The organism is Methylobacterium sp. J-030, from assembly GCF_022829545.1.
In the GTDB taxonomy this organism is placed as follows: Bacteria; Pseudomonadota; Alphaproteobacteria; order Rhizobiales; family Beijerinckiaceae; genus Methylobacterium.
Map to the genome: position 1 here is coordinate 24,309 of NZ_JAKSYM010000313.1, position 21,132 is coordinate 45,440.

Sequence of the window (21,132 nt, forward strand, 5' to 3'; positions counted from 1 at the left end):
CGCGCTCTCTTACGCCTAACCGGTGTCCACTTGTGCGGAGAACGCTTCAGGCGGTGGCAGGCCGCAATTGTCCAGGCTCACCGGCCGGAGCCGTGCCGAGGGCCTTGCCCCGCGGCCCAACCCAGCTTCCAACCCACTTGCGCTGCCAGAGCGCGAGGCAGCCGAGCACGATCGCTGCGAACGCGGCGTAGCCGACGAAGCCCATCGAGAACGAGCCGGTATATTGCTTCGACAGGCCCATGACGTTGGGCAGGATCGCGCCGCCGAGCGCACCGACTTCGCCGATCATCGAGCCGGCGACGGCGGTGTTCGAGGGCCAGCGCAGGGGTACGAGCTGGAACAGCGCGCCGTTGCCGGCGCCGAGCGCCGCGAAGCAGAGCATGAACAGCAGCGTCGTCAACGCCAGCGACGGGGTCGCGGTGAGCGACAGGAACGTCGCGATCGCGGCCAGCAGCACGACCGACAGGACCGCGATGCCGCCCATCCGGTCGGCGAAGTAACCGCCGACGATCCGGATGCCCGAGCCCATGAAGGCCGCGAGCATGGTCAGACGCCCGGCCTCGACCTTGGTCACGGCGAACTGCTCGTAGAAGAAGGTCGGCAGGAAGTTCGACAGGCCGACGAAGCCGCCGAAGGTGATCACGTAGATCAGCGAGAACGCCCAGCCATCCTTGGTGAACAGGCAGGAGATGTGCTCCTTGAACGACTGATGCTCGGAATCCGGCGGCTCCTTGGCGAGGACGATCATGATCACCAGCGGCAGCAGCATCACCAAGCCCGCGAAGGCGTAGGTCGTCTGCCAGCCATAGGCCTGCGCCAGCGGTGGGGCGAACAGCACGGCCAGCACGGTTCCGGAATTGCCGGCCCCCGCGATGCCCATGGCGAGGCCCTTGTGCTCCGGCGGGAACCAGCCCGAGCCGAGCGAGAGCGCGACGCCGAAGGACGCGCCGGCGATGCCGAGCAGCACGCCCATCGCCAGCACGTCGCTGTACGAAGTGACGAAGAGATAGCCATAGGCCATCGCCAGCATGATCACGCTCATCTCGGTGATCGCGGCGTTCTTCCGGCCGATATACTGGGCCAGGACGCCGAGCGGGAAGCGCATCAGCGCGCCCGCGAGGATCGGCAGCGAGATCATGAAGCCGGTCTGGGCCGGTGTCAGCTTGTAGGTCTCGGTGATGAACGGGCCCATGGCGCCGTTCAGGACCCAGATGGCAAAGCAGAAATCGAAGTAGAGGAAGGCGGCGAACAGCGTCGGGGGGTGACCCGATTTCATCACGGTCTTGAAGCTGGCCATTGCGGGTGCTCGTCATAGAAAGGCGAACCGTCACGCGGTCGCTCATGCCGGGGATCCGGACTCACACCGTCCGCTGTCTGGAGCGCCGTTGCTCCGCCGCCGCAGCAGGTGCGGCTGATCGGGCTAAGCAGCAAGCGTGCCAGACCGGGCGACCTCGCCTCCGCGGCTGTCGACGGGTCGATCACCGCAGCGACGCGGTCCCGTGAGAGCACTCTGATGCCGCTCGCGAAGGCAGCGCTGCCGAGCAAACGGGCGGCGGCGCGCGGCCGTCGCGGATCGGCGTGCGGGAATTGCTGCATGCAGGCAACACAGAGGGGAAGAACGCGGCCGCGGCAGCGCTTAATGTGCCCGCGCAGGTTGCCGGCAACTTGGCGTCAAAGTGCGATATTTGCTAAGACACGGGATGAGCTGATCCTTGTCTTCGTGCAGGCAGGCTCGACTGCGCGCCTTGGCGTGTCCCGGCGTTGCCTCCGAGGAATCCGAACCATGCCCGCCCCAATCCGTCGCCTGTTCCTGGCCGGTTTCGCCGTCCTGGCCGTCGCATCCGCCGTACACGCCCAGGGCCGCGGTCCGGTCGGCGAGGCCGGCATCGATGGGTTTGGCGATGACGGTCAGCTCTACCAGGACCAGAACGGCGCGTACTACGTGCGCCGCGGCGGCCGCTACCTGCCCTATACCGGCCGCACCGACTTCGTGCGCCCCGTTGCGCCCCCGCAGGCCGCGCAGGTCCCGCTCTCGGCACCCGCCGCTTCGCTGAACGCGGAGCCGACCGCGTCCGCTCGCCCGGGCACCGCGTCCTCGACCGAGGGCCTGTCCCCCCTGGAGGCCGCCAAGGCGAAGGCCGTGCTGCGCGCGCCCGACAACGAGGCGATCGACTACGCCAAGGTCTACGGGCCGGTCGCCGATGACGTATTTCCGGTCCAGGCATTCAATTACAAGAAGATGAACCCCGCGTTCCTGCGGCAGGAAATCGCCTATCACGGGCCCTACGAGCCCGGGACGATCATCGTCGATCCGCGCGCGCATCAGCTCACCCTGGTCCAGGAGAACGGCCGGGCCCGCCGCTACGGCGTAGGCGTCGGCAAGCAGGGCTTCTCGTGGTCGGGCTCCGCCACGGTCAATTCCAAGCAGGCGTGGCCGGACTGGTATCCGCCCAAGGAGATGATCGCCCGCAGCCCGAAGCTCGCGGGCGAGGTCGACAAGCTTCAGAGCGGGCTCGGCGTCGCGGGCGGCCTGCGCAATCCGCTCGGCGCCCGGGCCATGTACCTCTGGCAGGGCAACAAGGACACGCTGTTCCGCATTCACGGCACCCTCGAGCCGTATTCGATCGGCAAGAGCGTCTCGTCGGGCTGCATCCGGATGATCAATCAGGACGCGATCGACCTGTTCAGCCGCGTCAACGTCGGCACCAAGGTGGTGGTGCTGAACGGAAGTGGCACGGTCGAAGCGGCCGCGAATCCGCCGATGCCGCGGGGCCGCTCGGCTGACAGCCGCCTCTGAGGCGTTTCTGTCCGGCTTTCGGGATGGTGCGGAGGCGAGAACTTCCGCATCGCGGTTCGTCCGCGCGACGGCGCGGCGGCTTTCGTCCGCCAGGCGCGGTGATCCCGACCCTGGGTCTGGATCACCGCAACTTGGTCTAAGACCTCAGCCCAGCCCGCGCCGATGCTCCCCGAGGATCCGGCGCACGGTGCCGGCCTCGGAACGGTAGACCACCGTCTCGGTCTGGATCCGGTCCGGCCGGAAGCGGACGCCCCGCAGCAGCGCGCCGTCGGTGACGCCCGTGGCCGCCACGATCACGTCGCCGCTCGCCAAGTCGGTGAGGTCGTATTTTCGGTCCTGGTCCCTGATGCCCATTTCCGTGGCCCGGCGGCGGCGATCGGGCGTGTCGAGGATGAGGCGTCCCTGCATCTGGCCGCCGATGCATCGCATCGCCGCCGCAGCGAGCACACCCTCGGGCGCCGCGCCGGTCCCGAGGTAGAGATCGATGCCGGTCTCCTCCGGGCTCGCCGTGAAGATGATCCCGGCGATGTCGCCGTCCGAGATCAGCCGGACCGCGGCGCCGGATTCCCGCACCTCGGCCACGAGCGCCGCGTGGCGGGGCCGGTCCAGGATCAGCGCGGTGATCTGCTGCGGAGCGACACCCTTGGCTCGGGCGAGCGCCAGGACGTTCTCGGTCGGGCTGGCGTCCAGATCGACGAGGCCCGGCGGATAGCCCGGGCCGATGGCGATCTTCTGCATGTAGACATCGGGGGCCGCGAGCAGCGAGCCGCGCTCCGCCATCGCCATCACGGCGATGGCCCCGGGCATGTCCTTGGCGCAGAGCGTCGTACCTTCGAGGGGATCGACCGCGATATCCACCTCCGGGCCGTCGCCGCGCCCGAGCTGCTCGCCGATGAACAGCATCGGCGCTTCGTCACGCTCGCCCTCCCCGATCACCACGGTGCCGCGGATCGGCAGGCCATTGAGTTCGTCGCGCATGGCATCGACGGCGGCCTGATCGGCGGCCTTCTCGTCCCCCTTGCCGCGCAGGCGCGCGGCGGCGATGGCGGCCCGCTCCGTCACCCGGGCGAGTTCCAGGGCGAGCATGCGCGGGACCCCGCGGGACGCGGGTTTGAGAGCGTCGGCCATCGTTTCCTGCCTTTGTCCGGGTCCGATCTTTTGTCGGATCACGATCTAAACGCCGTCGGACGAACGACGTTCAGCCTAAGCGCCGTTTGACACGGGCTCATCATCTCGATTGCGTCGGCGCATTTGCGCACCGGATCGTTTCGCGAGCTTTGCCGGCCCTGCCAAACCGGCCTTCGATACGAACGCCGTGGCGCGTTCGCCGCGGACAGAGCCGTTACTCGCGCTCGATCCGGATCACCTGCGGCGGCTCGGCCAGCAGGCCGTCCGCATCGATGGCGTCGAGGGCCGCGCGGATGCTGCCTTCGGTCGCCGCGTAGGTGATCAGGACCAATGGGACGGGTCGTCCCGAACGGCCGCGGGGATCCGATCCGCCGCCCTCGGTGCGCCGCTGCAGGATACTCTCCAGGGAGATCTCGCGCTCGGCCATCCGCTGTGCGACGCCGGCCGCGACACCCGGACGGTCGTGCACCGTGAGTCGGATGTAGTATCCGCCCTCGTGGCGCTGCATCTCGACACGTTCGCTGGACGGCATGGTGGCGGCCGGGACGCCGAAGGTCGGACGCACGATGCCGCGGGCCACATCGGCGATGTCGGCGACGACCGCGGAGGCCGTCGCTTCGCCGCCGGCGCCCGGGCCGATCAGGGTCAGTTCGCCGATCGCGTCCGCGTCGATGGTCACGGCATTCGTCACGCCCATGACCTGGGCGATCGCCGAAGACTTCGGCACCATGGTGGGGTGCACCCGCTGCTCGATCCCCGCCTCGGTGAGTTGGGCGACGCCGAGGAGCTTGATCCGGTAGCCGAGTTCGTCCGCCATGCGCAGATCGAGGGGCTGGACTCGGGAGATCCCCTCCACCGACACGCCTTCCGCGTCGACTGCGGTGCCGAAGGCGAGGCTCGTCAGGATCGCGAGCTTGTGGGCCGTATCGAAGCCCTCGACATCGAAGGTCGGGTCCGCCTCGGCATAGCCCAGCGCCTGCGCGTCCTTGAGGCAGGCCTCGAAGGTCAGGCCCTCGCGCTCCATCCGGCTGAGGATGTAGTTACAGGTGCCGTTGAGGATCCCGTAGACGCGGGTCAGGGCATTGCCGGGCAGTCCCTCGCGCAGGGTCTTGATGACCGGAATGCCCCCGGCGACCGCCGCCTCGAAGGCGAGCGCGACGCCGCGCGCTTCGGCCAGCGCGGCCAGTGCCGCGCCGTGGCGGGCCAGGAGCGCCTTGTTGGCGGTCACCACCGGCTTGCCGGACTGAAGCGCGGCCTCGACGACGGACTTGGCGGCACCCTCGGCCCCGCCGATCAGTTCGACGACGGCGTCGACGGTCTCTGATCGTGCAAGGGCGACCGGATCGTCGAACCATTCCATGCCCGCCAGATCGAGCCCGCGGTCCCGACCTCTGTCGCGCGATGCGACCGCGGTGACCCGCAGATCCAGGCCAGCCGCCACCAGCGCCGACCGACGTCGTTCCACCATCCGAACCACGGACGCGCCGACGGTGCCGAGCCCGGCGATCCCGAGGCGAAAACTCACAGTCATGACCTGTTCCGAACCTCGGGCAACTTGGGGGAACCCGGCGCCCGATGCGGCGCAGTTCTGCAAGAAAACCGCCCGCGCCGCAAGGAAACGGCCCCGGCATCGGATGCGCCTCAACCCGCGGTTTCGCGATGCCGGATCGCTGTCGCCACAAGCGCGTAGAGCACGGCGGCGTTCAGGATATGCCAAAGCGCGTGCGTCCCGGTCGGCAGGGACGTGCAGGCGGCCTGATCGACGGTGCGTGCGGCGAGCGAGACCAGGAATAGGCAGCCAATCCCGGCGAGGCGCCATCCCGTGCCGGCGATGCGCGCCTCGGGCCGTGACATGGTCGCAGCGGCGATCCCGAACAGCGCGAGCAGGGCCGGAACGTAATCGACCGAGCCGTTGGTCGCTGCCGAGACGTCGAGCCCGGTTATATCACCGAGGACCGGCGTGAGAAGAAACCCGAAGGCGGCGAAACCGGCCGTCACCGCGACGACCGCGGCCGCCGGCAGCTGCAGATACCGGCGGAGCGCCAGCGCGAAATAGGCATAGATAAACAGCGCGATCGGGAACACGTCGGCCAGCATCGACCATGTGACCGCCAGCGTGTGGAACAGGAACGAGCCGATTCCGACCACGGCGATCAGCCCGGAAAGGACCAGCCCGGCGCGATCCGGCGGCGCGGTTCGCGCTGCGCGCCGTGCCGCCGCCGCCGCGGCGATCAGGAAGCCCGCATTGGACAGGGCGTTGACGGGCTCGGCCCAGAAATCGGCGTCCGTCCGCTCGCAATACGCCCGCACCGGCGCGAACCAATCCATGCGAACACCCCCTGAACAACCCAGCCGCGGGCGGAACGGCGACGCGGCAAGCTTGGATTGCGGATCCAGGCCCAGGCCGGCCTTGCCAGCGCGGCGCGAAGCGCGGATGACGGCCCTGCGGCGACCGGATGCGAGGCGATGCGGATCACGACCTGGAACGTCAACTCGATCAAGCAGCGGCTGCCCCACCTTCTGGCGTTCCTCGACGAGGCGAAGCCCGACGTGGTCTGCCTGCAGGAGCTGAAGTGCCAGGACGCGGCGTTCCCCAACGCGGAGATCGAGGCGGCCGGCTACGCGGTCGAGGCGCTCGGTCAGAAGGCCTATAACGGCGTCGCCCTGCTGGTCCGCGCGCCGCTGACGATGGGCGAGGTCCGGCGCGGACTTCCCGGCGATGCCGACGACGAGCAGGCCCGCTACATCGAAGCGCTAATCTCTGGGGCGGAGACCCAGCCGGTGCGGGTCGCCTCGATCTACCTGCCGAACGGCAACCCGGTCGACAGCCCGAAATACCCCTACAAGCTCGCCTTCCTCGAACGTCTGCGGCTCCATGCGCGCGCGCTCATGCAAGACGAGACCGCCGTCGTGTTGGCGGGCGACTACAACGTCATCCCCGAACTGGCGGATGCGGCCGATCCGGAGGCATGGCGGTCCGACGCGCTGTTCCTCCTTCAGACCCGCATGGCGTTCCGCGCGCTGCTAGCCGAGGGTTACGCGGATGGCCTCCGGGCCTGCGATCCGCGCGACGGGCTCTACACCTTCTGGGACTATCAGGCCGGCTGCTGGCAGCGGAACGCCGGCATCCGCATCGATCACCTGCTGCTCTCGCCCCAGGCCGCCGACCGGCTGGTCTCGGCCTCGGTGCAGAAGCACTTGCGCGGGCTCGACAAGCCGTCGGACCATGTTCCCGTGACGGTGGAGCTCTCGGCGGGCTGAGGCGATGCCCTATCTTGGCGCTGTGGGAATCGGAACGAACCCACCGCGTCCCCAGCAGAGGAGTCCCGCTTGATCGTCTACGGCACCGGCTATTCGCCCTTCGTCCGCAAGACCCTCGTCGCGCTCGCCGAGAAGGGCGTGCCCTACGAGCACAGGCCCGTGATGTTCCACGCGCCCGATCAGGATTTCCAGGCGTGCAGTCCGCTCGGAAAAATCCCGGCCATCGAGGAGGACGGGTTTCGCCTCGCCGATTCCTCTGCGATCCTGTGGTATCTCGAGCGCAAGCACCCGGCGCCGGCCCTCGCGCCGACCGATCCGAAGGCCCTCGGCCGTGCCGTCTGGTTCGACAAGTTCGGCGATACCGAGCTGTTCGGGAAGCTGATCGTGCCCTTCGTCGAGCGGGTGCTGAAACCCAACATGATGAAGCAGCCCACCGACGAGGCCGCGGTCACGAAGGCGCTCGACAAGGACCTGCCGCCCCTCTTCGATTATCTGGAGGGCGAGATCGCGGGTCCGTATCTGGTCGGCAAGGCCTTCAGCATGGCCGACATCTCGATCGCCACCGGCTTCTACAACTTCCATCTGGCGCAGGCCCGCGTCGATGCCGGCCGCTGGCCCAAGCTGGCCGCCTATGTCGATGCCACCCTCGGGCGGCCGTCCTTCAGGACCGCCGTGGAGGCGAAGAAGGGCTGATCGGTCGATCCGCCGGCGGCTTTCAGCGCCGCCGGCGGATCGACCCCACGGTCTGGAGCTGGGTCTGCGCCTCGGCGCGGTCGTCCTCGGCAGCGTTGGCCCAGTTCTTGTCGTAGAGCGCCACGATCCATTCGTCCTTGCGGCCCTCCGCGCCCTCCCGGGCGAGGGAGAGCCACATCAGGCCCTTCACGCGCTGGATCGGCACGCCGCCGAGGCCGTTGATCAGCATGTCGCCGAGCAGCGCCTGGGCGGGGTGATGCCCCTTCTCGGCGGCGAGGTTGAACCAGCGCGCCGCCTGCCTGGGATCGGCTTCGACGCCCGTGCCGTCGAGGTAGAGCCGGGCCAGATTGTACTGCGCGTTGGGGTCGCCGTAGTAGGACGCCGCGTAGTTGAACATGTCGTAGGCGCGCTCGGGGTTCGGGCGCACGTAGGTGCCCTTGATCCCCTCCAGGAAGTAGGTGCCCAGCGCCGTGAACGCGCTGCCCAGAACCGCGGAGTTCTGTGGATCGGGGCCGTCATCCGTGCTGGCATCGGCGATCCGGGAGAAGAACTCGAACGCCTTCAGGTCGTCGTGGGGCACGCCGTCGCCGTCGGCATACATCCGGCCGAGCTTCCACAGGGCCAGGGCATGGCCCTGCCCGGCCGCGTATTCGAGCGCCCGGGCGGCGCCCTGCTTGTCGCCGGCGTTGTATTCGCGCATCCCGGCCCGGAGCGCGTCCTTGGCCGAGCGGTAGCTCTTGTCGGCCACCGGCACCTGGACCGGCGTGCGCACATTGGCGTCGAGGGCGCGGGGCGCGCTGGCGGGCAGCGCGAGCAGAGCCAGCGCCCAGGCCGCCAGGGCGGCCCTCCCCACAGACCGGAGCCGACCGGGATCGGCCCCGGCCGGCGCCCTGCGCCGGCTGAGGTCAGTCCTAGACGTCCGCATAGCTCTGCGTCTCCTTGGCCCCTCCGGGGTGCGTGACGGCGCCGTAAAGCGCCGGGCCGACGCCCTGCGCGTATTTCCAGAGGTAGCCGGAGGTCGCTGTGTTGCAACGCGGCATCCAGGCCTTGCGCCGCTCTGCGAGTTCGTCGTCCGACAGGGCGACGCTGAGCGTGCCCTGGATCGCGTCGAGGGTGATCATGTCGCCGTCGCGGATCAGGCCGATCGGACCACCGACCGCCGCCTCGGGTCCGACATGGCCGACGCAGAAGCCGCGGGTCGCGCCGGAGAAGCGCCCGTCCGTGATCAGCGCGACCTTGTCGCCCATGCCCTGGCCGTAGAGGGCCGCGGTGGTCGACAGCATCTCGCGCATGCCGGGACCGCCGCGCGGCCCCTCGTAGCGGATGACGAGCACGTCGCCTTCCCGGTAGGTCCGCGCCTGCACGGCCTGGAAACACGCCTCCTCGCCGTCGAACACCCGGGCTGGGCCGGTGAAGACCTGCTTCTCGACCGCCATGCCGGCGACCTTCACGATCGCGCCCTCGGGGGCGAGGTTGCCCTTGAGGCCGACGACGCCGCCGGTCGGGGTGATCGGCCGGTTGGCCGGGTAGACCACGTCCTGATCCGAGTTCCAGGTCACCCGGTCCATGTTCTCCGCGATGGTGCGCCCGGTGACCGTCAGGCAATCGCCGTGCATGAAGCCGTGATCGAGGAGCGTCTTCATCAGGAGCGGGATGCCGCCGACCTCGAACATGTCCTTGGCAACGTAGCGCCCGCCGGGCTTCAGGTCGGCGATGTAGGGGGTCCGCCGAAAAATCTCGGCGACGTCGAACAGCGTGAATTCGATGCCGCACTCGTGCGCGATCGCCGGTAGGTGGAGCGCCGCGTTGGTCGAGCCGCCCGAGGCCGCCACGACGGTCGCGGCGTTCTCCAGGGCCTTGCGGGTGACGATGTCGCGCGGGCGGATCTGCTTGGCCAGCAGCTCCATCACCTTCTCGCCGGCCGTGGCGCAGAACTTGTCCCGGATCTCGTAGGGCGCCGGGGCGCCGGCCGAGTAGGGCAGCGCCAGGCCGATCGCCTCGGAGACGGTCGCCATGGTGTTGGCGGTGAACTGCGCGCCGCAGGCGCCGGCGGAGGGGCAGGCGACCTGCTCCAGCTCGTCGAGATCCTCCAGGCTCATGTCGCCGACCGCGACCTTGCCCACCGCCTCGAACAGGTCCTGGACGGTCACGGGCTTGCCGCGGAACGAGCCGGGCAGGATCGAGCCGCCGTAGATGAAGATCGACGGCACATTGAGGCGCACCATCGCCATCATCATGCCGGGCAGCGACTTGTCGCAGCCGGCGAGCCCGACCAGCGCGTCGTAGGCATGGCCGCGCATGGTCAGCTCGACCGAATCGGCGATGACCTCGCGCGAGGGCAGCGAGGCACGCATGCCGCCATGGCCCATGGCGATGCCGTCGGTGACCGTGATGGTGCAGAACTCGCGCGGCGTGCCGTGCGCGGCGGCGACACCCTTCTTAACCGCCTGGGCCTGACGCATCAGCGAGATGTTGCAGGGCGCGGCCTCGTTCCAGCAGGAGGCGACGCCGACCAGCGGCTGGTGGATCTGCTCGCGGGTCAGACCCATGGCGTAGAGATAGGAGCGGTGCGGAGCGCGATCCGGCCCCTCGGTGACGTGGCGGCTCGGCAGCTTCGACTTGTCGTTCAAACGCGTCACCATGAGCCCGGGCCAAGCCTTCGCACAACCGATCCCGAGGGCGCGCGACGGACCGCGACGCGTCGCCGTTCGCGATACGCCGATTGAACCATCCGCGGGCTCGGGAAACCTCGTTCGTTAACGGTAAAGCGTTGTCGAAATTGCCGTTTACCGCCGATGTTGAGGTGGGCCCGGACTATGGCGGGATCGCGGCGTTTACGGGCGGGTCTCGGGGCGGACCCGGGATCGTTTTACGGTGTTGCGACCCCGCCACAGCCACGCTTCGAGGCATTTCGAAAGCCTGCGATAAGTCTTGATGATGCGCGTCGAGGGCGGACAAATCGGAGAGGTGGGACGTACGACGCGTTGGCCGGCGGCATCGCTCAACCGGGAGGGCGATTGGTCCTGAACGAGATGGCAGTCGCGAATACAACGTATGCCCGGTCTGCGCGCGCCAGCGCGGCACGTTGAACTTGTCCTCTGGTTCGGCCGATAGTGTGAGTTAGCCAGATCGGCCCATCATTTGGGCCGGACCCGGGCGCACCGCCGATAAGGGTTCCGCCTCGGCAGCGGTGCCGGGAGGTTTGCACGACATTGCGCCCGATCCGAGCGCGGCCGGCACGGCGTAAAGGCCCCCCGATATCCGGCCGCTTTCGAGCTCAGGCCGCCCCGGCATGGGGGGCCGGGATCTCGGTCGAGATCGCGTCCACGGTGCGCGGCATCGGGCTGCCCTGCCCGTCGGAGCGCTGGATCCGCACCTGCTGGTTGACGGGTTGCATGTCGCCGAAGGGCGTCGAGAACGCGATCTCGGCGGCGTCGCGCCCGACGCCGATCCGCACCAGCCCGTCGAGATCCGCCTGCCGCGTGGCGTCGAACAGCCACCAGCGGCCGTCGAGATAGGCCTCGAAGACGGCGTGGAAGTCGCTCGGCACGAGACCGTGGGCGTAGCAGCTCACGAATCGGGCCGGGATGCCCAGCGCCCGGCAGAAGGCGGTGCCGATATGGGCGAAATCCCGGCAGACGCCGGCGCGCTTCAGCAGGGACTCGTCGGCGGTGGTTTCGCCGTCGCTCGTGCCCGGCTGGTAGGTGATGTGATCGTGGATCCAGTTGCAGATCTCGTTCACCCTTGCATGCCCCTTCGGCAGGGCGCCGAATTCCGCCAGGGCGAACGGCGTCAGCCGGTCCGACGAGACGAACCGGCTCGGCAACAGGAACGGCAGGATGTCGAGGGGGAGCTCACCGATCGGCGTCTCGTTGATGGTCGCCGGGTCGGCCCGGTGCACCGTCAAATCCACCTCTGCATTGTACTCCAGCGAGAACTGGCCGGTGGGCACGTTCACCGCGAGATAGCGGTTCAGCAGATCGGGCGTGGTGTAGAGGTCGCGCTTCAGGTTCGGCGTCAAGACCAGGGTCTCGCTCAGAATCTCGACGCTCTTTAGCTTGGCTACCTCCAGGTTGAAGATGAAGGTGGTGTCGGACAGGATGTTGTAGGACAGGCTGCAACCAAGTGTGTAGCGCATCGGATCTCCTTGCCGGGGGACGACCTGTTCTTCGTCCAAGCAAAGGGCGCGCCCGAATGGCGGTTCCGGCTCACGCCATTCGCGGCAGCATCACCACCGTCAGCGAACGCACCCCCTGCGCCCCGTGGATCAGCACGCCCTCAATGTCGGCGGTGGCCGAGGGACCGGTGTGCAGCACCGCGTAGGCCGAGCGGCCGAATTCGGACCGGCGATAGGCCGCCTGCACATTGGGCAGGATGTCGGAGGGATCGAGCAGGACGATCAGGTGCTGGGCCAGGTAGGCCACGGCGTTCACGATCAGCTGGTCTTGCGTGAACAGCACCGAGCCAGTCTCGGCGATGCCGAACACCGCCCGGACCACCGCCACGTCGACATCCTCGACCTCCTGCGGGTAGCGAACGCTCCGCAGGTCGCGGTTGCCGGTCAGTTCCGGCACCGCCGAGGCGATGACCTTTGCGCCGTCGAGCCGTTCGCGCACCCCCGCAAAGACATCGCCGGGGCCGGGCGCGACCACCCGACCGCCCATCCGCTTCAGCCGCTCGCCGAACTCGGCCACGAGGTCGTCGCCGACCAGGGGCTCGAACAGGGGCACCTCCGGCAAAGGAAAATCCCCCGCCGGCAGGTTCCGGCGGATGTCAGCCAGGATCGCGTCGCGGGCGCTCATCGGCCGGCGTCCTTCATGCGGTTCTGCCTGTACCACGCGTGAAAGGTCTGGCGCGGGGCGTCTGGCATCTCGCGCTTCTTCCCCCAGGTGTTCAGCGGGTTGTAGACCGCGAAGCGCGGCAGCACCTTGAGCGCGGAATCGGCCGCGCCGATCGCCGCCCGGTAGGCGGCCGGTCGCGACAGGACCGCGCCCGCGGCCTTCATCATGCCTTGCTTCAGCGCCGGGATCTGGTGTTCCTCGACCAGCACCTTGCGCCAGGCGAAGATCTGCTCATGGATGTTGATCTTCACTGGGCAGACGTTGGTGCAGGAGCCGTTCATCGTCGATGAGAATGGCAGCGTCGAGTATTTCCGCTTGTTGAAGGTCGGGTCTATGATCAGGCCGATTGGCCCGGAATAGGTCGCCCCGTAGGAGAGCCCGCCCGAGCGCCGGTAGACCGGGCAGGTATTCATGCAGGCGCCGCAGCGGATGCACTTCAGGGAGGTCCAGAACTCCTCCATGCCGAGCCGCTCGGAGCGGCCGTTGTCGACCAGCACCATGTGCATCTCGGTGCCCTTGCGGGGCGCGCGGAAATGCGAGGTGTACTGGGTGATGGGCGAGCCCAAGGCGGAACGCGAGAGCAGCCGGATGAAGACGCCGAGATGCTCGGTTTTCGGGATGATCTTCTCGATGCCGATCGAATGGATTTGCAGCGGCGGCACGTTGCCGGAGAGGTCGGCATTGCCCTCGTTGGTGCAGGTCACGACCGAGCCGGTCTCCGCGATGGCGAAGTTGCAGCCGGTCATGCCGGCATCGGCCTTCAGGATGTAGGGCCGGGTCGTCTCGCGCTGGCTCTCGGCGAGGTAATGGGCGTCGTCGTTGTCGGGGTCGGTGCCGAGGGTCTTGGCGAAGACCTCGGCCACGTCCATCCGGGTCTTGTGAACCGCCGGGGCGACGACGTGGCTCGGCTCCTCGTTGTCGAGCTGCTGGATCCGCTCGCCGAGATCGGTCTCGATGATCTCGATGCCGTTGGCCGCCATGTGATGGCGGAAGCCGCATTCCTCGGTGAGCATCGACTTCGATTTGACCAGGGTCTTGGCGCCGTGGCTCCGCAGGATCTCCAGCACGATGCGGTTGTGATCGGCCCCGTCCCGCGCCCAGTGAACGTGGACACCGTTGGCCTTCGCGGCCGCCTCGAACTGCTCGAGGTAGCGGTCGAGGTGGCTGAGCGTGTGCGTCTTGATCTGCGAGGCGAGCTCGCGCAGCTCCTCCCATTCGGGGATGCCGTGGGCCGAAACGTCGCGCTTCTTGCGCAGGTCCCACAGGCGCTCGTCGTGGGCCGCCTGATGCAGTGGCGCGGCGAGGAAGCGCTCGGCGGCCTCGGCCTGGTCGATCGGCCGGTCGCCGCGGATCTTGGCGCCGCGGGGCTGGGGCTCGCGGACCTGCGGGGCGCGGATCGGCTTGGAGGCGGCCTCAGCGTGCTGGAGACGGACTCCGTCCGGGGCGCGCTCGCTCTCATCGTCACGGGCGCGCACCTCCGGGTGGATGACGCCCTCGCGCTCGCGCGGGTTCAGATCCTCAACACTCATGCGGCCGCTCCGTTCAACACCTGCGCGATGTGGATGTATTTGAGCGGCACCCCGAGGCGCTCGGCGCAGCCCTTCTGGTGCATCAGGCAGGAGGAGTCCGCCGAGACGACGTACTCCGCCCCGGCCCGGTTCTGATCGGCGACCTTGTCGTAGCCCATCTTGGCCGAGACCGCCGGCTCGAACACCGAGAAGGTGCCGCCGAAGCCGCAGCACTCGTCGGGCCGGGCGAGGTCGACCAGCTCGACGCCCGGAACGAGGCGCAGCAGATCGAGGGGTTTGGAATAGTAGGGCTTCACCAGCTCGGAGGGCCGGGCGTGGTGGATGCCGCGGAGCGCGTTGCAGTTGCCGTGATAGGCGACCTTGTGCGGGAACCGCGCCCAGGGCAGCGCCTCGACCTTCAGCACGTCGTGCAGGAACTCGACCAGCTCGTAGGTGCTGGCGCGGACCTTCCTGACCTCCTCCGTCTGCGGAATCGCGGTCAGGTGCTCACGGACCTGATGGACGCAGGAACCGGAGGGCGCCACGACGTAGTCGAAGCCCGAAAAGTTCTTGACGAACAGCGCCTCCGTGGCGGCGGCCTCGGCGTGGCAGCCGGTGTTGGTCATCGGCTGGCCGCAGCAGGTCTGGTCGAACGGGTACTCCACCGTGCAGCCGAGCCGCTCCAGCAGCTCCAGCGTGGCGATTCCGACCTCCGGCTCGAAGGCGTCGACGTAGCACGGCACGAACAGGCCGACCCGCATGGTCCGGAACCTCCCTGGAGCGTCCGTTCCGCTGGTCTGGAACGGTTCGAGACTGATCCTCAGGGTCTATCGGATGAGGTTGGTCTTGGCGAGATCGAGGACCGCGTCACCGCGTCCATCCATGACGGCGCGCAGGACGTAGAGACTGAACCCCTTCACCTGCTGGCCGTCGATCTTAGGCGGCATCGACAATTCGTTGCCCGCCGTGCGCACGTCGAGGAGCGACGGGCCGTCAAAGGCCAGGAACTCACGCATCGCGCCCGGCAACTCGGCGGGATCCTCGACCCGCAGGGCGAAGATGCCGGCGGCGCGCGACATCGCGGCGAAGTCCGGATTGTCGAGGGCCACGCCGGTTTCGAGGTAGCCGGCCGCCTTCATCTCCAGCTCGACGAAGCCGAGGGTGCCGTTGTTGAAGATGACGACCTTCAGCGGCAGCCGATGCTGGCGCAGGGTCAGGAAGTCGCCCATCAGCATGGCGAAGCCGCCGTCGCCGCAGAGCGCGATCACCTGCCGATCGGGCTGGCAGGCCTGCGCGCCGATCCCCTGCGACAGGGCATTGGCCATGGAGCCGTGGACCCAGGAGCCGAGGAGCCGCCGCCGCCCGTTCATCGCGAGGTAGCGCGCCGCCCAGATCGTCGGCGTGCCGACATCGGCGGTGAACACGGCGTCCTCGGATGCCATCTCGCTGATCGTGCGGGCGAGGAATTGCGGGTGCAGCGAGCCACCGGGCTTGCCGGTGGCGAGGTCATCGAGGCCTGCGCGCGCCTTGGCATAGTGCTTCAAGCTGGCATCCAGGAAGGACCGATCGGTCTTCGGCTTAAGCCGGGGCAGCAGCGCCCGGAGCGTCGCGGCGACATCGCCCACGAGACCCAGCTCGATCCGGCAGCGGCGGCCGAGCTCGGACGGGCGCAGGTCGATCTGCGCGACCTTCGCCTCCTGCGGGTAGAATTGCTTGTAGGGGAAGCCGGTGCCGAGCATCAGCAGCGTGTCGCAGGCCATCATGGCGGCGTAGCCCGACGCGTAGCCGATCAGCCCGGTCATGCCGACATCGTAGGGATTGTCGAACTCCACGAACTCCTTGCCGCCGAGCGCGTGGACGATCGGGCTCTTGAGCGCGTCGGCGAGTTGGAGAAGCTCGGCATGGGCACCGGCGCAGCCGCGCCCGCATAGGAGCGTCACCCGGTTGCCGGCATTGAGCATCGCGGCCAGGGCATCGAGCTCCGGATCCGCTGGCCGGACCACCGGCTTGGCGGGGATCAGCCCGGCCCGCGGCGCCAGGGCGCGCTTCGGCGCCTCGCGGAGAGCCACGTCACCCGGCAGGACGATCACCGCCACACCCCCCTCCCCCACGGCGGCGCGGATCGCGTTCTCCAGCACGAACGGCATCTGCGCCGGGTCCGAGATCATCTCGCAGTAATGGCTGCAATCGCGGAACAGCTCGGTGGGCTTGGTCTCCTGGAAATAGCCGGAGCCGATCTCGGGCGACGGGATATGGGCCGCGATGGCGAGAACCGGGGTCCGACTGCGATGCGCGTCGTAGAGCCCATTGATCAGGTGCAGATTGCCCGGCCCGCAGGACCCGGCGCAGACGGCGAGCTGGCCGGTGACCTGCGCCTCCCCCGCCGCCGCGAAGGCCGCAGCCTCCTCGTGGCGTGTGTGGATCCATGCGATCCGCCCCCGCGCCCGCAGCGCTTCCGTAATCCCATTCAGGCTGTCGCCAACCACCCCGTAGATGCGGGCGACGCCCGCTTCCCGAAGGGTCTCGGCGACGACGTCGGCAACGTTGCTGATGCGCATGATCGGGCTCCGGTTTCAGCCTCGGCCAGGAATGTGGAACCCGAGGACCGGAAGTCACCCCGGGTCCCGACGCACCGGGGACTATCCCGGGCAACCCGGGGCGCGCGCTTGATTTCCGGCGTCCCAGAGTCGAAGGACGTCTGGAAACGTTCCGAAGAGATCATCACCATGGAAGAACTGCTTGCCCGCGTGACTGCCCGCACCGGGCTCGACGCCGCGACGGCCCAGACCGCGATCGGTCACATCCTCGCCTTCCTGCAGAAGGAGGGGCCCGAGACGGAGGTGAACCAGCTTCTGGCGGCGCTGCCGGGATCCGATTCGCTGATCGCCGAGGCGAATGCCGGCGAAAGCGGTGGTGGCGGCCTGATGGGTATGCTCGGCGGCATGATGGGCGGCGGCGGTGTCATGGCGCTCGGGCAGAAGTTGATGGCCGCCGGCGTGCCGATGGGCCAGATGCAGCCGCTCGGTCAGGAACTGTTCGCGTTCGGCCGCGAGAAGGTCGGCGAGGACGCGATGGGGCCGATCATCGGCTCGATCCCCGGTCTCAACCAGTTCGTCTGATCTCGTTGCGGGTGTGAGAGCGCACAGAATTCGGCCACGGCCTGGACGATCGTGAAAAAACAGTTTCCGGGCGGAAGCTTGACGGAACCTGTCACCGCGATCCCCGTTATTGGGGTGCGGTCGGAATCGACGCTATCGGCGACGTTCGCGACCGCAATCCAGCAGGCCGGCCATGCCCGTCTTCGAAGCGAAGAATCTGGACAGTGCATTCGAGGGCCAAGCCCTCCTCGCCGCGATTCTGCATCCGACGCGCGCGGCCCAGACACGCGCGCTGCGTCACGGCCGCCGTCGCGCCGAGCGTGCGACCGCCATGGCCGATCCGCTCACCCTGGAACCGCGGTTTCCGGTGACCGTCGACGGGCTGGCCCCGACGCCCTGCCCGTCGCGCTGAAGCGCCGACGGCGGCCCTTAGAGGCGGGTGGCCGCGGGCACGTCGTGGGCTCGTCGCGCCTGAGCCGATCACGCGCACCCCCTGTTCCGGATCGGTGAAGCGACGCGAAACCTGATCCGGGTTACAGCGCGAGGCTCGCCGCGCCAGCGTTACAGATCGACCAGTTTGCTGCCGCCGCATGCGCCCGGGAAAGGATCGGTACAGATCCGATGGCATCGGACCTTTCCACACGACGTGAGAAGCACCGGCTCCGAACAGTTACCAGGGCTGTGGGGTAACAAGGCCCTGGCGGGTCACCACCACCCAGTCGCGCCCGCGGCGCTCGACGCCCTCGACACGGCCGAAACCGGGAAGAATCTCGCCCGGCCCGATTTCCAGGAGCCGGTGCCGGCGGTTCTCCAGGATCGCCATCCCGTCATAGACCTCGCGGACCGCCCAGGCGTCGATCACGGGGGGCTTGTCGCTCACCGGAGCCTTCGGCTTCACGTCGGCCGGCTTGACATCGGCGAGCTTCGCCTCGGTGATCCTGGCGTCCGTGACCTTGGCCTCGACCACCTTCGGCTCGACGCTGCGGGTCTCGGCAAGACTTCCGGTCTGGGACGGCTCGGCTTTGGCGACCGTCGCGGCGCGACGTTCGATCTGGGCTGCGAGGCCGGCGATTCGGGCGGTTTGCTCCCGCTCGACCTGTTCGAGACGTTCGCCGAGGGCAGCCGTCTTGGCGGTCAGATTCTTGTCGAGCTGCGCAAGGCGCTCGCCGAGCGCGCCGCTGCGGCTCGACGCCTCCTTGCGTGCGGAGTCGGTGGAGGCGCGCAGGTCGGCCAGGACCTGATGGAGCTGCGCGATATCGCTCCCAAGGCGCGCGGTCTCGGTCCGGCCGGCATCGAGGGTCGTGCTGAGCGCCGCGACGGCGTCGCTCGACAAAGCGGACGAGCGAGTCAACGCGATGAGGCCGCCGCCGAACAGGGCGCCGAGCGCGAGGCAGGCGCCCGGAACCGCAAGCCTCCGCCGGTCGATCCGCGACAGCGACCGAAGCACAACCAGCGCAGGCGCAGCGGTTTTCGGCGCCTTGACGGCATCCGCTGCCGATTCGGCCTGGCCGCTCACCACGGCCTTGAGCAGGTCGTCCGGCGTGGCGGCCGGCTTGGTCTCGGTCTTGATCATCGCCCCCAACTCCGCCTGCAGGATGTCGCTGCAAGCGTTCGTTAAGGACGTTTGTTTACGAAAGCCTTACCGGCCGGGCCTGCTCAAGCCGCCAGGCCACGCTTCTTCAGCAGCGGCTCGATGCTCGGCATCCGCCCGCGGAACGCCGTGTAGGCCTCGCGCGGATCCCGCAGGTTGCCGGCGCCGTACACGAAAGTGCGCAGGCGCTTGGCGGTCTCCGCATCGAAGATGTCGCCGGCCTCTCGGAAGGCGTCGAACGCGTCGGCATCCAGCACCTCCGACCAGAGATAGCTGTAGTAGCCCGCCGCGTAGCCGTCGCCGGAGAAGATGTGGGCGAAGTGCGGCGTGCGATGCCGCATGCCGATCTCGGCCGGCATGCCGATCCGCCGGAGCGCTTCGCCCTCGAAAGCCGGCACGTCGAGCCCCGCCTCACCCTCGGCCGAGAGATGGAGCGTCATGTCGACGATCGCCGAGGCGGTGTACTCGACGGTGGCGAAGCCCTGGTTGAAGGTGCGGGCGGCGAGCAGCTTCCGGAGCAGCGCATCCGGCATCGGCGCCCCGGTCTGGTGATGGCGCGCGTGGGTGCGCAGGACTTCCGGCTGCTCCAGCCAGTGCTCGTAGAGCTGCGAGGGCAGTTCCACGAAGTCGCGGGCCACCGCCGTGCCGGAGAGCATCGGATAGGTCACGTCCGACAGGAGCCCGTGCAGGGCGTGGCCGAACTCGTGGAACAGGGTGCGCGCGTCGTCGAACGACAACAGCGTGCTCTCGCCCTCCGGCGCCTTGGCGAAGTTCATCACGTTGACGATGATCGGCGTGATCGGCCCGTTCAGCCGCTCCTGCGAGCGGAACGCACTCATCCAGGCGCCGGAGCGCTTGGTGGCCCGGGCGAAGTAGTCGCCCAGGAACAGCCCAACCTCGGATCCGTCCGGGTTGCCGACCCGCCAGACCCGCACGTCGGGGTGGTAGCGCGGCACGTCGGCCAGTTCCTCGAAGGTCAGCCCGAACAGCCGGGAAGCCGTATCGAAAGCCGCCTGGATCATCCGTTCCAGGGGCAGGTAGGTCTTGATCTCGCTCTCATCGAGATCGTGCTCGGCGCGCCGCACCTTCTCGGCATAGTGGCGCCAATCATGTGCCTGGAGGGTGAAGTTGTGGCCCTCGTCCTGGATCGCCGCCTGGAGCCGGTCGCGCTCGTCGCCCGCCCGCGCCCGGGCGGGGGTCCAGACCTCGCGCAGGAGGCCGGTGGCCGCATCGGGGCTCGCCGCCATCGTATCGTCGAGGGCGAAGTGCGCGAAGCTGTCGAAGCCCAGCAGGCGCGCCCGCTCGGCGCGCAACTGGATGATCTCGGCGGCAATCGCGCGGTTGTCGGTCTCGCCGCCATTCTCACCGCGCCGAGTCCAGGCCGCGTAGGCGCGCTCGCGCAGGTCGCGGCGGGTGGAGCAGACCAGGAACGGCTCGATGAGCGAGCGCGACAGGGTGATGACGTGGCCCTCCAGCCCCCGCTCTTCCGCGGCACTCCGGGCGGCGGCTCGCAAGAACGGCGGCAGTCCGGCGAGGTCGTCCTCGGTCTGGAGCGGGAGCGTGAAGCTGCTCTCGTCGGCCAGGAGGTTCTGGCTGAACCGGGTGCCGAGCTCCGACATCCGGGCCGCGATCTCGGCGATGCGCGCCTTGGCGTCGGATTCGAGCGTCGCGCCGGCCCGGCGGAAGCGGACACGGTAGCGATCGAGGACACGCCGCTCCTCCGGACCGAGGCCGTCGGCCTCCGCGTCGACCGCCGAGATCCGCGCCCAGAGTTGCGGGTTCAAGTAGATCGCGCTGCCGTGGCGGGCGAGTTTCGGCCCGATCTCGCGCTCGATCGCCTGCAGCTCCGGGTTCGTGTGGCTGCCGGTCAGGTTGTAGAAGACGCCGGCGACCCGATCGAGGGCCTGCCCCGCCCGCTCCATGGCCGCCACGGTGTTGGCGAAGGTCGCGGGCGTCGTCTCGGACGCGATGGCCTCGATCTCGCCGGCATGGGCCGCGAGCGCCGCCTCGAAGGCCGGGCGGTAATGCTCCGGCGTGATCCGCTCGAAGGGCGGAAGCCCGTGGGGCGTGGTCCAGCGCGCCTCGTGAAAGGGATTGTCCCGCGGCAGGCTGGGGAGCCCGGCTTCAAAGGCGTCCGGCATTCCATCCTCAGATTCGTGTCAGGCAGCGCGGGCCGTCGTCGCGGCAATTTGGCGACGGGGCTCGCGCATCCAAT

18 protein-coding genes are annotated in these 21,132 nt (G+C 68.7%); 5 read left to right on the forward strand and 13 right to left on the reverse strand.

The window, feature by feature from the left end; genetic code table 11:
- Positions 1–46: 46 nt before the first annotated feature.
- Positions 47–1,297, reverse strand: coding sequence for a nitrate/nitrite transporter (locus MKK75_RS23315; protein WP_244044896.1), 1,251 nt, complete (start codon positions 1,295–1,297; stop codon positions 47–49).
- Between the two features lie 486 nt (positions 1,298–1,783).
- Here MKK75_RS23315 and MKK75_RS23320 point away from each other — a divergent pair, with 486 nt between their 5' ends.
- Positions 1,784–2,797 (forward strand): L,D-transpeptidase, encoded by a 1,014-nt coding sequence (locus tag MKK75_RS23320; RefSeq protein WP_244044897.1) that lies wholly within the window; start codon positions 1,784–1,786, stop codon positions 2,795–2,797.
- A 144-nt stretch (positions 2,798–2,941) separates the two neighbouring features.
- Here the strand turns inward: MKK75_RS23320 and glpX are convergent, their stop codons facing one another.
- The 3 genes from glpX to MKK75_RS23335 form a co-directional block, all read right to left on the reverse strand.
- Complete coding sequence (glpX, locus tag MKK75_RS23325) at positions 2,942–3,925, reverse strand: class II fructose-bisphosphatase (RefSeq protein WP_244044898.1); 984 nt, start codon at positions 3,923–3,925, stop codon at positions 2,942–2,944.
- Positions 3,926–4,139: 214 nt separating this feature from the next.
- Positions 4,140–5,456 carry a homoserine dehydrogenase gene (locus tag MKK75_RS23330; RefSeq protein WP_244044899.1) on the reverse strand — a complete coding sequence of 439 codons (1,317 nt, stop codon included), beginning with the start codon at positions 5,454–5,456 and terminating at the stop codon, positions 4,140–4,142.
- Positions 5,457–5,566: 110 nt separating this feature from the next.
- Positions 5,567–6,253, reverse strand: a complete 687-nt coding sequence (locus MKK75_RS23335; RefSeq protein WP_244044900.1) for a ceramidase domain-containing protein — start codon at positions 6,251–6,253, stop codon at positions 5,567–5,569.
- 138 nt (positions 6,254–6,391) lie between these two features.
- On the opposite strand from MKK75_RS23335, the gene xth reads away from it, so the two are divergent.
- Positions 6,392–7,186 (forward strand): exodeoxyribonuclease III, encoded by a 795-nt coding sequence (gene xth / locus MKK75_RS23340; RefSeq protein ID WP_244044901.1) that lies wholly within the window; start codon positions 6,392–6,394, stop codon positions 7,184–7,186.
- A 69-nt stretch (positions 7,187–7,255) separates the two neighbouring features.
- Positions 7,256–7,879: a glutathione S-transferase family protein gene (locus MKK75_RS23345; RefSeq protein WP_244044902.1), complete on the forward strand. Its 624-nt coding sequence runs from the start codon at positions 7,256–7,258 to the stop codon at positions 7,877–7,879.
- 22 nt (positions 7,880–7,901) lie between these two features.
- On the opposite strand, the gene MKK75_RS23350 is transcribed toward MKK75_RS23345, so the two are convergent.
- From MKK75_RS23350 to poxB, 7 genes are all read right to left on the reverse strand, one after another.
- Entirely contained in the window at positions 7,902–8,804 is a 903-nt protein-coding gene (locus MKK75_RS23350; protein ID WP_244044903.1) for a tetratricopeptide repeat protein, read from the reverse strand.
- Positions 8,791–10,521 carry a dihydroxy-acid dehydratase gene (gene ilvD / locus MKK75_RS23355; protein ID WP_244044904.1) on the reverse strand — a complete coding sequence of 577 codons (1,731 nt, stop codon included), beginning with the start codon at positions 10,519–10,521 and terminating at the stop codon, positions 8,791–8,793. Before ilvD ends, MKK75_RS23350 begins: the two co-directional genes overlap by 14 nt.
- Before the next feature lie 635 nt (positions 10,522–11,156).
- Positions 11,157–12,017 (reverse strand): transglutaminase-like domain-containing protein, encoded by an 861-nt coding sequence (locus MKK75_RS23360; RefSeq protein ID WP_244044905.1) that lies wholly within the window; start codon positions 12,015–12,017, stop codon positions 11,157–11,159.
- 70 nt (positions 12,018–12,087) lie between these two features.
- Positions 12,088–12,681: a lactate utilization protein C gene (locus MKK75_RS23365; protein WP_244044906.1), complete on the reverse strand. Its 594-nt coding sequence runs from the start codon at positions 12,679–12,681 to the stop codon at positions 12,088–12,090.
- A complete protein-coding gene (locus tag MKK75_RS23370) occupies positions 12,678–14,249 on the reverse strand; it encodes a lactate utilization protein B (protein ID WP_244044907.1) in 1,572 nt (523 codons plus the stop codon). The genes MKK75_RS23365 and MKK75_RS23370 overlap by 4 nt, the downstream gene beginning before the upstream one ends.
- Entirely contained in the window at positions 14,246–14,989 is a 744-nt protein-coding gene (locus tag MKK75_RS23375; RefSeq protein WP_244044908.1) for a (Fe-S)-binding protein, read from the reverse strand. The genes MKK75_RS23370 and MKK75_RS23375 overlap by 4 nt, the downstream gene beginning before the upstream one ends.
- Before the next feature lie 66 nt (positions 14,990–15,055).
- Positions 15,056–16,786: a ubiquinone-dependent pyruvate dehydrogenase gene (gene poxB, locus MKK75_RS23380; protein WP_244044909.1), complete on the reverse strand. Its 1,731-nt coding sequence runs from the start codon at positions 16,784–16,786 to the stop codon at positions 15,056–15,058.
- Positions 16,787–16,954: 168 nt separating this feature from the next.
- Between poxB and MKK75_RS23385 the strand changes: the two genes are divergently transcribed.
- Positions 16,955–17,347: a DUF2267 domain-containing protein gene (locus tag MKK75_RS23385; protein WP_244044984.1), complete on the forward strand. Its 393-nt coding sequence runs from the start codon at positions 16,955–16,957 to the stop codon at positions 17,345–17,347.
- A 172-nt stretch (positions 17,348–17,519) separates the two neighbouring features.
- Positions 17,520–17,738 carry a hypothetical protein gene (locus MKK75_RS23390; protein WP_244044910.1) on the forward strand — a complete coding sequence of 73 codons (219 nt, stop codon included), beginning with the start codon at positions 17,520–17,522 and terminating at the stop codon, positions 17,736–17,738.
- Positions 17,739–17,996: 258 nt separating this feature from the next.
- Here the strand turns inward: MKK75_RS23390 and MKK75_RS23395 are convergent, their stop codons facing one another.
- Together MKK75_RS23395 and MKK75_RS23400 are read right to left on the reverse strand one after the other, a co-directional pair.
- On the reverse strand, positions 17,997–18,899 hold the full coding sequence (locus MKK75_RS23395) for a hypothetical protein (RefSeq protein WP_244044911.1): 903 nt from the start codon (positions 18,897–18,899) through the stop codon (positions 17,997–17,999).
- Positions 18,900–18,982: 83 nt separating this feature from the next.
- Complete coding sequence (locus tag MKK75_RS23400; RefSeq protein ID WP_244044912.1) at positions 18,983–21,058, reverse strand: M3 family metallopeptidase; 2,076 nt, start codon at positions 21,056–21,058, stop codon at positions 18,983–18,985.
- Positions 21,059–21,132: the final 74 nt, after the last annotated feature.